Genomic DNA, 14,223 nt, shown 5'->3' with positions numbered 1-14,223 from the left:
GTTTGTTTGTGCCCGGAAGGGTGGCAGCGCTTGTTCAGGTGCTGCCTTTTCTTTTTAAACAACTGTATGCTACGCATTTCCGTAATTCGCAAATTTTGGTATTGCCGTGATGAGATGCCGTATCTTTGCGCCTAAATTCAATGCATATGCCATTAATGGAATTAGTTCGTACCTCAGGAGATTATGGCTTAACCGCAACAGATGCCAACCAGCATCAGTTAAAGATTGATATACCTGTAGACCAGGGTGGTGAAGGCACGGGTTTCAGACCTATGCAGATTTTGCTGGCCGGTTTAGGTGGCTGCAGTGCTGTTGATGTGGTAAGCATTCTCAAAAAACAAAAACAGGATCTCGAAAATCTCTCTATCAAGATTGATGGTGAGCGTGAGCCGGGTAAAGAACCTTCCCTGTGGCAAACGCTGCATATTATTTTTGAAATGACCGGCCCTGTTGATCCTATCAAGGCGCACCGCGCTGTTCAGTTGTCTATTGATAAATATTGTTCAGTTGCAGAAACACTGCGCCGTGCAGGTGCTGAAATTACCTGGACCGTAGTGCTCAACGGAGAAACCGTGATTGCATAAACAAGTACACACAACGCAATAACCTTCAAACTATATAACCGCTCTCTAACATGTCTTTACACCGCAATACAAAGGCCGTACGCATTCAGACAAAACGTTCAGATGAAATGGAACACAGCACGCCGATGTTTGTAACATCGAGCTTTGTTTTTGACAATGCAGAAGAAATGCGCGGCGCTTTCTCAGAAGAAAACGACAGCAATATTTATACGCGTTTCAGTAACCCCACTGTACAGGAATTTATCGACAAGGTTTGTATGCTGGAAGGTGCTGAAGACGGCTTTGCTTTCTCCACCGGTATGGCTGCCGTATTTGGTTCGTTCATGACGTTCCTGAAATCAGGCGATCATATCCTTAGCTGCGCTTCGGTATTTGGTTCAACACATACCCTGCTTACGAAGTACATGCCTAAATGGGGCATCGAGTATTCTTATGCTGATGTGAATGATATCAGCAGCTGGGAGGCGCTTATTAAGCCCAATACCAAAATGATTTACCTTGAAACGCCCACCAATCCCGGGCTCGACGTGGTTGACCTGGAAGCGATTGGCAAGCTGGCTAAAAAGCATAATATCCTGCTGAATGTAGACAACTGTTTTGCCACTCCGATATTGCAGCGCCCGATTGAGTTTGGTGCCGACCTGGTGCTGCACTCTGCCACCAAATGGATGGATGGCCAGGGGCGTGTACTGGGTGGCGTAGTGGTTGGTAAAAAAGAACTGATCCGCGAACTGTACCTGTTCTGCCGCAATACCGGTCCGTCTATGTCTCCGTTCAATGCATGGGTGTTAACCAAAAGCCTTGAAACGCTTGATGTACGCATGCAACGCCATTGTGATAATGCAGAGGCACTCGCTAAAAAACTGGAAGGACATCCCAAGCTGAACAGTGTAAAATATCCTTTCCTGCCTTCGCATCCTGCTTATGCGGTTGCCAAAAAGCAAATGGAACGCGGCGGTCCGCTGCTGACTTTTGAACTGAAGGGCGGCCTGGAAGCAGGCAGCAAATTCCTCGATGCACTGGAATTATTGTCGCTCACTTCCAACCTCGGCGACAGCCGCAGTATTGCCTCGCACCCGGCTTCTACCACACACTCAAAGTTAAGTGCGGCAGAGCAGCAGGCCGTAGGTATTACACCAGGACTGATCCGCATTTCTGTGGGGCTTGAATACATTGATGATATCGCCAACGATATTCTGCAGGCGTTGGATAAGTGTTAGCGGGGAATTGAGTGAATAGTCAATAATGAATAAATAAAAAGAGTGCAACTGCGCTCTTTTTATTTTATAAGATAAGGCTCGTAGCTCGAAGGCTGCAGCTCGCAGATTTTTTCAGTTCAGGCTGTAACCGAGGCCTATGCTGAAGCCGGCGTTGTGGTAACTGCCTAATCCGTTATTGGGGTTATTGTTGGCAACACCGAGATCGGCATTGAGCCGGATGCTCCATTTGTTGGTCCATTCATAGCCGAACAGAATGTTGATGCCGGCATCAATGGGGCGATAGTAAAAAGCAGCCTCGGTACCGGCCGTGTTGCTGAATTTTACATTGAAACGGGCATCGCCCGGTCCGCGTACCTTTCCGCCTATACCGGCTGCAATGTACGGCCCTGCGCCAACCAGCAGGTGGCCGTTGCCTGTTTGATGTTTGAACACAACTGGTACAGGTAATTCAAGATAGTTGAGGTTGTAGGTTACCGGGAGGTTGGTGGTATTGTGTCCACGGCCGCCTTTACTGATGAATACAAGACCAGGCTGCGTAAAAACTCGCCGCCCAGCGAAGCAGCAGCAGTAATGCCCAGCTCAAAGCCGGTTTTTAGTTTATAATCGAGACCTGCGCCGTTAACATCATCACCATTGATATTGTAAAAATTAACACCGCCCCTTAAGCCGAAACTTACCTGGGCCTGGCTGTGCAATAGGGCTGAGAAGAAAAAGGTCAGTAAAAGCGGGAGTATTTTTCTCATAATGTGGCTGGTTAGGCAGTATGCAAAATACAAACGGATTACAACACCCGGTTTGATTGCAGCATCAAAACGAAATGTGTAATCCGTTTATTACCCTGTGAAGGGAGTATTTTAGTTAGACTGTTGTTTGGCGTCTGACTTCATTTTGTCGTTGGCAGTGATCAGGAACTCAACGCGCCTGTTCTGTGCACGGCCCTCTTCGGTAGAGTTGGGGTATTTGGGGGCTGTTTTACCAAAGCCTTTTGTGGTTACACGTGAAGCGGCAACACCTTTGCTTTTGAGGTAATCTGCCACAACGCCTGCTCTTCTTTCAGAAAGGCCCATGTTGTAGGCATCGGTACCGGTGCTGTCTGTGTGGCCCTGCACTTCAATATTCGTGTCTGGGTATTTGGTGAGGATGGTTACCAGTTCGTTCAGGTTGCTTTGTGCAGTAGGGCCGAGATCAGATTTATCGAAGCCGAACATGATTTTATTGTTGAATTCCACTTCAATACCCTCACCAACGCGTTCTACTTTCGCGTCAGGGATCTGGTCTTTAATTTCAGCAGCCTGTTTATCCATTTTATGGCCGATCACTGCACCGGCTGTGCCGCCAACAGCTGCACCAATTATAGCGCCGAGGGCAGTATTGCCGGCTATTTTGCCCACCACTGCACCTGCAGCTGCACCGCCGCCTGCGCCAATGGCTGTTCCTTTTTGCGTATTATTCCAGGTTTTGCAAGACGATAAAATAACTGCCGCGCTGATCAAAGCCGCAAGCGTGATTTGCAGGGATTTCATGTTTATCAGTTTTATGTTGTAAAAATCCAAGCAGGCCAATTTCTGTGCCAGGCTTGGTGTACTATGATGTAAATGTCTGATTCCTATCTAAATAAAAAACTTTTTTTATATCATTTAGCCTTCTTACTATCCGCGGTCAACCGCTGTTTGCTGCCTAATTTATTTAGCAATTTCCCAACCATTTTCTACGCCACATTGTTTACCTTCGAACGAGATTACACAAGTATGGCAAGGGAAAAAAAGAAGTCTCCTCAACAGGAACAACTAACAACAGAAGCAATTGAAGTGTTTGGCGCCAGGGAACATAATTTGAAGAACATTGATATCAGCATTCCCAAAAATAAGCTGGTGGTGTTCACCGGGGTTAGTGGCAGCGGTAAATCATCGCTTGCATTCGACACCATTTACAACGAAGGACAACGCCGTTACATGGAAAGTTTCAGCGCCTATGCCCGCCAGTTTATCGGCGATATGGAACGGCCTGATGTAGACAAGGTGCTTGGCCTTAGCCCGGTTATTTCCATTGAACAGAAAACCACGAATAAAAACCCGCGCTCTACCGTGGGTACCATTACCGAATTGTACGACTTTCTTCGTTTGCTGTATGCGCGTATCGGCGAGGCATACAGTTATAACACCGGTAAAAAAATGGTGAAGTTCAGTGAGGAAGAAATTGTAGACAACATCTTCAAAAAATACAAGAATAAGAAAATTACCCTGCTCGCCCCGCTCGTGCGCGGCCGTAAAGGGCATTACCGTGAGCTGTTTGAAGATATCCGTAAAAAGGGCTTCGTAAAAGTGCGTGTGGACGGTGAAGTGAAAGATATTACGCCCCGCATGCAGGTTGACCGCTATAAAACCCATGATATTGAAGTGGTGATTGACCGCCTGCAGGTAACAGACGATATGAAAGTTCGCCTGAGCCAGAGTGTGCAGCAAACCTTGAAATCGGGTAAAGACCTGATGTTTTTGCTGGTGCAGGATGGCAAAACCGCGAAGAACGGCAGTGAAGACGGCGGGTTGCTTACACAGTATTCCAAACAACTGATGTGTGAAGAGACCGGCATCAGTTACGAGGAGCCATCACCCAACAGTTTCTCGTTTAACTCACCGTACGGCGCATGCCCTACCTGTAAAGGCCTGGGCGCTGTGTATACCGTAAGCATGGAGGCCATACTGCCCGATCATAACCTGAGCATTAAAGATGGTGGTATTGCGCCGCTGGGTGAAGAAAGGGAAGCATACATGTACCGCAATGTGGAGCAGCTGGCCAAAAAATACAAGATCAAGCTTGACAAGCCCATCAAGGATTTGCCGCCTGCGAGCCTTAACCTGTTGTTGTACGGCAATGAACAGGGCGAAACAGAAGAGATCATTGATTATGATGAAGTAGCAGCAGCGGGTCCGTACGAAGGCGAATTTGAAGGCGTGGTACCCATGCTGAAGCGCTGGTTTGCCGGCGGCAACAGCAGCGAAAGCATACGCGAATGGGTTGAGCAGTTTATGGAGCTGAAAACCTGCCCTACCTGCAATGGTACCCGTTTGAAAAAAGAAAGTACCTGGTTTAAGGTAGATGAGAAAAATATCGCAGAACTAAGCAATGAAAACCTCGACAAGCTGATGGTTTGGTTTGGCGGTATTGAAAAAAGGCTCAGCAACAAACAGAATGTGATTGCAAAAGACATTCTGAAAGAAATACGCGAACGCCTGCAGTTTTTGCTGGATGTGGGTTTAACTTATCTCACACTGAACCGCCCCACACGAACACTGAGTGGCGGTGAATCGCAGCGCATCAGGCTGGCTACGCAAATCGGCTCGCAGTTGCAGGGTATCACTTATATACTGGATGAGCCATCTATTGGTTTGCACCAGCGCGATAACCATCGCCTGATTCATGCGCTTACCAACCTGCGCGATATTGGTAACAGTGTACTGGTGGTGGAACATGACAAGGATATTATGATGGCTGCCGACCACCTGGTGGATATTGGCCCGAGGGCCGGTAAACATGGCGGACAGATCATTTCTTCCGGCACACCGGCCGAAGTGGTGAAAACAGGCATTGGTACGGCACAATACCTCAGCGGTAAAAAATCAATCGCCATACCCGCAGAACGCAGGCCAGGCAATGGCAAATTCCTGGAGCTGAAAGGCGCCAGCGGCAATAACCTGAAAGATGTATCGGTGAAACTGCCGCTGGGTAAACTGGTGCTGATTACCGGCGTAAGCGGCAGCGGCAAAAGCACGCTGATCAATGAAACGCTGTATCCTATTTTGTCGAAACATGCGTACAATAGCAGGGTTACGCCCATGCCGTATAAAACCGTGAAAGGACTGGAGCATGTAGATAAGGTAATTGAAATAGATCAGTCGCCCATTGGCCGCACACCGCGCAGCAACCCGGCAACCTATTGTGGTTTCTTCACGGAAATACGTACCCTGTTTGCTTCAGTGCCAGAAGCCAAAATACGCGGGTACAATGCAGGCCGTTTTTCATTCAATGTAAAAGGCGGCCGTTGCGATATGTGTGAAGGTGGCGGCATGCGGGTAATTGAAATGAACTTTTTGCCGGATGTGTACGTGCATTGCGAAAAATGCAATGGCAAGCGCTACAACCGCGAAACACTCGAAATACGCTACAAGGGCAAAAGCATCAGCGATGTGCTGGATATGACGGTGGATGAAGCCTGCGAATTTTTTGAACCGGTGCATTACCTGTACCGTAAAATAAAAGTATTGCAGGATGTTGGCCTGGGTTACATTACGCTGGGCCAGAGTGCGGTAACGCTTAGCGGAGGTGAGGCGCAACGCGTGAAACTCGCCACCGAGCTGGCAAAAAAAGATACCGGTAAAACCTTCTACATACTGGATGAGCCTACCACAGGTTTGCATTTCCAGGACATACAGCATTTGCTGGATGTATTAAACAAGCTGGTAGAACGCGGCAATACGGTGCTGGTGATTGAGCACAACCTGGACGTGATAAAAGTGGCAGACCATATCATTGACCTTGGTCCTGAAGGAGGTGATGGTGGAGGCCGCATTTTATTTGAAGGCACACCCGAACAAATGATTAAAAATAAAGAAAGCCACACAGCGAAGTTTCTGAAGATAGAAATGGGATTGTAGGCTGCCGGCTTACGCCCGGATAATGGAAAGGCCGTTCAATAAAAAAGGAACGGTCTTTTTTGTTGGTATAACTGATATGTTATTTCTTTTTATATAAACTTCATCATTACTTAACATAGTAAATTTTGTATCTTGGGAGCGATAATGTAAACCCTTGAGCAGGTACAACAACGCACGATCTACACAACAACACAAAACCGGTTTCAAAGTATTGTTACTGGTGGTGTATGTGCTATTCTTCAGTGTGCAACTTTGCTTCAAATTTGCATTTGCGGCCCAGGCGAGGCCCTTCCCGATGGTGGTAAAGAATCAGTATGGCCAGGTGCTTCCGATTCATACCATGGTATTTCCCGACAGTGGAACCCGCAAGCAGTCATTTCTTATTCTCGATAAACGTTACCAGCCCGAAGATATGCTGGGTGTTGCAGTACCGGTTAGAATTAACTGGTCTGCCGGATACAGCGTTGTTAAAACTTTTTTCCCCACCATTGCCGTTTACTGGCGTAGTATTTATCACAGTACGGCCAACCTGCGTGGTCCGCCTGTTATCCTGGCATAATACCAACGCACAGGATGTAAGCATTGTATACATTTCATCGCCATTGATTGCCTGCTATTATTGTGTTGTGCACCGTAAGCCGGTGCGTAACGCAGCTTCGGCATGTTTTGTATTTACTACTGCACAGCCAACGGTTGTGGGTTTCTTGTGTCGTGATTGAATGAAACGGCATTCTCCATCTATTATTTATTATAACTGCATGAATGGTTTACTGAAATGGTTAACCACTGCGGCGGCTGTAGTGCTGCCGGGTTGTGTTAACCTGTTATTTGCACAGCAACAAACTTTTTCCCTGGCAGTGCTCATTGATTCTGCCAGTCATCATTTACCTGTTCTTTTACAAAAACAGGCCATGATCAACAGTGCCCGCGCCAATGAAACGGATGTGCGGCACCAGTTTTTACCCAAATTAACCGCAGGCGATGAAGTGTCTGTTGGTTCGGCCAATGATGTGGCTGGCACTTACCTGCCTTTCAGTGGCGTGATACATGCCACTTCTGCGGGCATCAGGGGAGAGAACAATTACCAGGCGCAAACGGGCAATATCGTATCGCTTTACGGCGAATATGAGCTGGTAAATTTTGGTTTGCGCGGCGCTAAAATAAACAATGCCATTGCCTATACGCAAGTACAGCAGGCCGATTATGACCGTGAGCTGTATTTGCTGAAATGGCAGATCAGCAAGCTGTATTTCGATATTCTTAAAACGCGGTACCAGCTTGCGGTTGATGAACAGAATATGGAACGGTACCAGTCTGTTTACGCCATTATTAAGGCATTGGCCGGCAGCGGCGTAAAAGCGGGCGTGGATTCTTCATTGGCGAAAGCAGAATTATCGAAGTCGAGGGTGGGATATAACCAGCGCAGCGGCGACCTGGCGCAATTGCGCCAGCAGTTGTCGTACCTGAGCGGCATACCTGCTGCCATTATCAATATTGATACTGTAACGCAACAGCTGAATATTGCTGCGGCCGTAACAGGCACCGATTCGCTTAACAACCCCTTACTGAAATATTACACGCAGCAAACAGTGTTGTATCGCAGTACAGAGGAGCTTGTAAAGAAAAGTTATCTCCCTAAAATAATGCTTGCCGCCGGCGGCTGGGGCAGGGGGTCGAGCATACAGTTCAATGATCATTACCAGTCGCTAGCAGATGGGTTGGGATATCAGCGTTTTAACTATGCGGCGGGTATAGGCATTACCTATGATTTATTCAATGGTACGCACAGGAAAGACAAACTGGCCGTAAGCCGTTACCAGATTGCAGCTGCAGGTTATGCGCAACAGCAGCAGCAGCTGGCATTGAACAATACTGCTGTACAGGCCGATACAGCAATTGCTACTGCATCGCACAACCTGCTTGAGTTACCTGTGCAGTTGCAGGCTGCTTCCGACGCATGGAAGCAGAAAACGGCGCAGTATAAAGCAGGTATGATTAACCTGGTGGATTTAACCAATGCCACGTTTGTGTTATATACAGCGCAACTGCAATATGCTGAAGCGCTGAATGCATGGTATGTGGCCAACCTGGGCAAAGCAGCCGCAACAGGGAATCTTGATTTATTTATTCAATCTCTAAAAAACTAGCGAATGGTTAAGGCAGCATTAAAAAGACCGGTAACGGTAATGGTGTTGTTTGCGGGCTTGCTGCTGTTTTCCATAACAGCGCTCCGTTCAATCCCTATCGATATATTTCCCCAGCTGAACTCACCCACCATATATGTAATACAGCAGTATGGCGGTATGAGTGCCAAACAAATGGAGGGTTTTTTCTCTACCCGTATGCAGGATCATTTTCTGTACATCAATGGGGTAAAGAATATTGAAAGCAAAAACACACAGGGGCTCACACTTATTAAACTGAATTTTTACGAAAACACGGATATGGCTGCAGCTGCGGCTGAAGTGGCGATACAGGTAAACCGGTGTATGTCGTTTTTTCCACCGGGGGCATTACCGCCTGAAGTGGTGCGCTTTGATGCATCGAGCTTGCCGGTTGGCGAGCTTGTATTCAGCAGTAAAACCCATTCATTGAATGAAATATTTGATATGGCCGGAACGCTGATAAGGCCGCTGTTTGGTAAAGTGCCGGGATTATCGGCTCCGCCACCGTTTGGCAGTAACGCACGTTCTGTGATTTTAAAAGTTGATCCCCAGAAACTGCGTGAATATAACCTGTCGCCCGAGCAAGTGGTGGAAGCCCTGGGGCGTAATAATGCTATGACACCTTCAGGCAATGTGCGTATCGACAGCACGATGTATATTTCTTCGGTAAACTCGCAGGAAGAGAAACTAAAAGATTTTGGCGATATACCGATAGTGAGTAACGGGGTAACTACTGTATACGCGCACGACATAGCGCGTGTGGAAGATGCAGCAGACATAGTGGTGGATTATGCGCTGGTGAATGGCAAGCGTTCGGTGTACTTTCCTATTGTAAAAACCGCCGATGCTTCTACATGGGAAGTAGTACAGAACCTGCGGGCGGAAATGGCTGAAATGCAAAGCCTGCTGCCTGCCGATGTACAGCTGAGCTATGAATTTGATCAGAGTGTATTTGTAATGAACGCAGCGAAAAGCCTGATGACGGAGGGCATCCTTGGAGCAGTGCTTACCGGGTTAATGGTGCTGTTGTTTCTGCGCGACTGGCGCAGTAGCCTGGTGGTTATTATTACCATACCCGTAGCGGTACTGGGTGCCGTGTTCTTTTTAAAGCTTGCCGGGCAAACCATCAATATTATGACGCTGAGCGGTATGGCGCTGGCGATTGGGGTACTGGTAGACCAGGCAACAGTAACGATCGAAAATATACACCAGCACCTGGAAATGGGTAAGTCTAAACGGCAGGCGATACTGGAAGCCTGTGCCGAGATCTCCTTTCCTTTGCTGCTGATTTTGCTGTGTATACTCGCTGTGTTTGCGCCTTCGTTTGTAATGAGTGGGGTGCCTAAGGCTATGTTTCTGCCCCTTTCATTGTCTATTGCTTTTGCAATGATTGTTTCATTTATCGCAGCACAAACGCTGGTGCCTATTATTTCTAACTGGTTACTGAAAGAAAGCATGTACCAGTATCACCACAAAGCTCCTGTGCACGCACATGCCGGACTGGCGCTGGATGATAATGAAGTGCAGGAAATTAACGAGCATACGGGACAGGATATCGCCCACCCGGAAGAAAATGATTTTTTCCAGCGTTTGAAAGTGCGCTTGCTAAACCTGCTGAACAAGTGGATGCCACGGCGTAAACCCATTGTTGTGTTGTACCTGGTGCTATCACTTGCCGCGGCAGGTGGGTGTTTTGTGTGGATAGGGAAAGACATGCTGCCGCATTCCAACGCAGGCCAGCTGCAATTGCGTGTACGCGAACCGGATGGTACCAGGCTCGAAATAACCGAACGTGCAGTGAAAGATATTCTCGGTATGGTAGATAGCGCTGTGCAGGGGAATGTTGCCATCACTTCTGCTTTTGTAGGAACCGTTTCTCCCAACTATGGGCATAGCAACCTGTATGTGTTTAACAGCGGCTCGCACGAGGCGGTAATACAGGTACAGCTCGGGGAGGGGTACAAAACAGATATTGATGTGCTGAAGGATGCCTTGCGTAATAAAATACAACAGCGTTTTCCTGCAATTAAATTGTCGTTTGAGCCAATTGAATTAACGGAAAAACTGATGTCGCAAGGTGCTGCAACGCCTATTGAAATACGTGTTGCATCAAAGAACATGGGTGATATGGAGCAATATGCCAACACGCTTGTAAACAGGCTGCGGGGCATTGCTTACCTGCGTGATGTGCAGATTGCCCAGCCATTGAAATTTCCTACACTGAAGATACAGATGGACAGACAGCGTTTGTCGCAGCTGGGGTTGAGCATTGATAATGTTGCGCGAACGGTATCTGATGCCACGGCATCCAGCCGCTACACACTGAAAAACCTGTGGCTCGATGATAGCAAGCAATACACCTACAACACCCAGGTGCAGGTGCCTGAGTATATGATGAATTCGCTGGAACAATTGCAGGCCATTCCGGTGGTGGCAGGAAAAATGCGCCCGGTACTGTCAGATATTGCCCACATTGTGGTTGATTCCCTGCCCGGCGAATATGACCGGGCAGGCCCCCGCAGGTTTGTAACAGTGAATGCCAATATCTATAAAAAAGACCTCGGTGCGGCTACGGCAGCTGTGCAACAGGTAATACACGAAATGGGCACACCGCCTGCGGGTTTAGTGGCTGAAGTGAAAGGCATGTCTTCCCTGCTAACAGAAACGCTCGGTTCGCTGCAAAGTGGTTTGCTTGCTGCATTGGTGGTTATGTTGCTGCTGCTCACTGCGAACTACCAGTCATTTGGTTTGGCGCTTACCATTTTAACTACAGTGCCCGCTGTATTGCTTGGTGCCTTATTGCTGTTACTGGCCACAGGGGCTACCCTTAACCTGCAATCGTACATGGGTATTATTATGAGTGTGGGTGTATCGGTAGCCAACGCAATTTTGATTGTAACCAATGCAGAAAAGCTGCGCTTCGAATACAAAGATCCGTTTAAAGCTGCGTCGGTAGCAGCGAGCGTACGTTTGCGTCCGATTCTAATGACGAGCCTTGCCATGATTGCCGGTATGGTACCTATGGCAAGCGGTTTGGGCGAAGCAGGAGATCAGTCTGCACCGCTGGGCCGTGCTGTAATTGGCGGCTTGATTGCGTCTACTTTCGCAGCCCTGTACATTGTACCCCTGGTATATGGCTGGGTGCAGCAGAAAGCTTCTTTTAAAGATGTATCTCTTTTACCGGAAAACTAAACTTCAACAAATTACTGATATGAAAACAACAATTGTTTTACTCGCTGCAGGTATTGCGCTTTATGGCTGCAGCCAGAACAAGGCATCTGAAAAGCATACGCCTGCGGCAGCAGCAGCCGGCAGTGTTTACAAGCTGGCTGCCATAACAAAAGCCGGCTTAATGCAAACCGTTAAACTGCCTGCGCAGCTGGCAGCTTATGAAGAGGTGAGCATATTTCCGAAAGTAAATGGGTATGTAAAAAAAGTACTGGTAGATATTGGTGAGCCGGTACACCGTGGCCAGCTGCTGATGACGCTCGAAGCTCCGGAACTGTTGCAGCAAACCATGCAGGCAAAGGAAAAATATGCGCGCTCCAAATCGGATTTCACATTGGATAAAGAAAATTACCAGCGCCTGCTGCAGGCCGCGGAAACACCCGGTGCTGTATCGCCTATGGATTTGTCAACAGCGCATTCGAAGATGGAAGCAGACAGCTCTTTAAGCAATGCAGAAAGTGCCAACTGGCAGTTACAACAAACCATGCTGGGTTACTTGCAGGTGCAGGCTCCCTTTGATGGTGTAATTACGGAGAGAAACGTGCATACCGGCGCATTGGTAAGTGCTGCTGCAAAAGACAAGCCCATGCTGGAGCTGAAGCAAATTAACCATCTGCGTTTGCAGGTAGATATACCCGAAGGTATTGCTGCCAATTTAAACAAGGGGCAGGATGTAGTATTTTACCTGAGCGCATTCCCGGGCAAAAAAATGACGGCACAGGTAAGCCGCATTGCACAAAATGTAAACCTGCAATACCGTACCGAACGGGTAGAGCTGGATGTGCAGAATACCGCCGGAAAATTAACGCCGGGCATGTATGCCGATATTGTGCTGGATGCAAAAGGAAATCCCAACGCGATGTCTGTACCCAAGTCGGCGGTAGTAACTTCTACTGAGCGCAAATATGTGATTGTGGTACGCGCGGGGCAAACTGTGAAAGTGGATGTTGCCACCGGTAACGAAACTGCCGCCGCAGTGGAAGTGCTGGGTGATTTAAAACCTGGTGAACAGGTAATTGTAAATGCAAAGACGATATAAAAGAGGGAGTGCGTATTTAATAGCTGCTTCGGCTGCGAATACTAATAACAAGAAGAGGCTGTCTCAAAAGATGAAGTGCCCCCTTAAAGTTAGACGCTTTTAGGGGGCACTTCAAGAAAGAGGCAGCCTCATTTTGTTTTTATAGTTATACACCTGATCTGGATATTTTTTCGTTGCAGCAGTGGTCTGTTATTGGTAACTTAAAGTATGGCCAGAGGCAATACATTATCAGTGGTATTTAAGCGCAACTTGCAAAACCAGGCAATGTTGTTACCGCCTGATTTAAATGATCTTATAGACAAGAATCATCCTGTTCGGGTAGTCAATGCAGTGCTGGATAAGATTGACATTACCGAGCTGATTCATCAATACAAACCAGGTGGTACCAGCAGCTATCATCCGCGGATGTTATTGAAGGTGCTGGTATACGCCTATATTAACAATGTTTACAGTAGCCGTAAGATAGAAGAAGCTGTAAGTCAGCATATACAATACATGTGGCTCAGTGGCATGAGCACACCCGATCATAATACCATTAACCGGTTCAGAGGCAAGCGCTTACAAAAAACATTGCAGCCAATTTTTACGCAAGTAGTGCTGCTGCTGTGTGAAGAGGGGCTGTTAAGCATCAAAGATTTATATACCGATGGCACCAAGATAGAAGCCAATGCCAACCGGTACAGTTTTGTTTGGGGTAATAGGATCCAAACAAACAAAGAGAAGATCAAACAGCAGTTAAACGAGCTGTGGCAACACGCTCAAAACGTGGCTGCCAGTGAGCTGGATGATACAGACCCCAGCAGTTTTGACAAAATCGACAGTGAGAAAGTAACCCAAACCATCGAGAAGATAAATAATGCATTGAAAAACAAGAAAGTTGATGGGAAAATACAACAGAAGTTAGGCTATGCAAAGAAACATTGGCCAGCTGCACTTGACAAGTATGAGCAACAGGAGAAAGTACTGGGAAACCAAAGAAGCAGCTTTAGCAAGACAGATCCTGATGCGACGTTTATGCGTATGAAGGAAGATCATATGCAGAATGGACAACTAAAACCGGCTTACAATGTACAAATCAGTACGAATAACCAATATATCGCCTCTTACAGTATCCATCAGCATACCACAGACACCAATACCCTCATCGTTCATTTAGCACAACACACAAGGCAGTTCCGTCAGAAACCATCCAGCGTAACAACAGACGCAGGTTATGGTAGTGAACAGAATTATCAATGGCTGGAAGACAAACGAATCACTGCGTATGTAAAATATAATCACTTTGACCGCGAACAGCGTAAAAACCTGCAAAAGGAAAAGCCTTATAGTGTAGAC

General features: G+C 47.3%; 11 protein-coding genes. 8 read left to right on the top strand and 3 right to left on the bottom strand.

What is annotated here, in order from left to right; translation table 11 throughout:
• Positions 1-146: 146 nt before the first annotated feature.
• Positions 147-584 carry an OsmC family protein gene (locus tag DXN05_RS00055; RefSeq protein ID WP_116845176.1) on the top strand — a complete coding sequence of 146 codons (438 nt, stop codon included), beginning with the start codon at positions 147-149 and terminating at the stop codon, positions 582-584.
• Between the two features lie 50 nt (positions 585-634).
• Entirely contained in the window at positions 635-1,804 is a 1,170-nt protein-coding gene (locus DXN05_RS00050; RefSeq protein ID WP_116845175.1) for a trans-sulfuration enzyme family protein, read from the top strand.
• Positions 1,805-1,915: 111 nt separating this feature from the next.
• Here the strand turns inward: DXN05_RS00050 and DXN05_RS00045 are convergent, their stop codons facing one another.
• From DXN05_RS00045 to DXN05_RS00035, 3 genes are all read right to left on the bottom strand, one after another.
• Complete coding sequence (locus DXN05_RS00045) at positions 1,916-2,236, bottom strand: hypothetical protein (protein ID WP_116845174.1); 321 nt, start codon at positions 2,234-2,236, stop codon at positions 1,916-1,918.
• A 38-nt stretch (positions 2,237-2,274) separates the two neighbouring features.
• Positions 2,275-2,547 (bottom strand): hypothetical protein, encoded by a 273-nt coding sequence (locus tag DXN05_RS00040; protein ID WP_147313797.1) that lies wholly within the window; start codon positions 2,545-2,547, stop codon positions 2,275-2,277.
• Positions 2,548-2,658: 111 nt separating this feature from the next.
• Positions 2,659-3,327 (bottom strand): OmpA family protein, encoded by a 669-nt coding sequence (locus tag DXN05_RS00035; protein WP_116846330.1) that lies wholly within the window; start codon positions 3,325-3,327, stop codon positions 2,659-2,661.
• Positions 3,328-3,552: 225 nt separating this feature from the next.
• On the opposite strand from DXN05_RS00035, the gene uvrA reads away from it, so the two are divergent.
• The 6 genes from uvrA to DXN05_RS00005 form a co-directional block, all read left to right on the top strand.
• Complete coding sequence (uvrA, locus tag DXN05_RS00030; protein WP_116845172.1) at positions 3,553-6,456, top strand: excinuclease ABC subunit UvrA; 2,904 nt, start codon at positions 3,553-3,555, stop codon at positions 6,454-6,456.
• 154 nt (positions 6,457-6,610) lie between these two features.
• The gene (locus tag DXN05_RS00025; RefSeq protein ID WP_116845171.1) at positions 6,611-7,015 is read left to right on the top strand and encodes a hypothetical protein; all 405 of its coding nucleotides are present in this window, start codon (positions 6,611-6,613) and stop codon (positions 7,013-7,015) included.
• 199 nt (positions 7,016-7,214) lie between these two features.
• A complete protein-coding gene (locus tag DXN05_RS00020; RefSeq protein WP_158559083.1) occupies positions 7,215-8,603 on the top strand; it encodes a TolC family protein in 1,389 nt (462 codons plus the stop codon).
• Between the two features lie 3 nt (positions 8,604-8,606).
• The gene (locus tag DXN05_RS00015) at positions 8,607-11,813 is read left to right on the top strand and encodes an efflux RND transporter permease subunit (RefSeq protein ID WP_116845169.1); all 3,207 of its coding nucleotides are present in this window, start codon (positions 8,607-8,609) and stop codon (positions 11,811-11,813) included.
• Between the two features lie 19 nt (positions 11,814-11,832).
• Complete coding sequence (locus DXN05_RS00010) at positions 11,833-12,888, top strand: efflux RND transporter periplasmic adaptor subunit (protein ID WP_158559082.1); 1,056 nt, start codon at positions 11,833-11,835, stop codon at positions 12,886-12,888.
• 264 nt (positions 12,889-13,152) lie between these two features.
• Positions 13,153-14,223: IS1182 family transposase (locus tag DXN05_RS00005; protein ID WP_158559081.1), on the top strand; the 1,071-nt coding region annotated here is incomplete at its 3' end.

This window comes from Deminuibacter soli (assembly GCF_003412455.1).
GTDB lineage: Bacteria > Bacteroidota > Bacteroidia > Chitinophagales > Chitinophagaceae > Deminuibacter > Deminuibacter soli.
The sequence above is the reverse complement of the archived record's forward strand: the minus strand, read 5'-3'. Positions and strand labels throughout refer to the sequence as shown.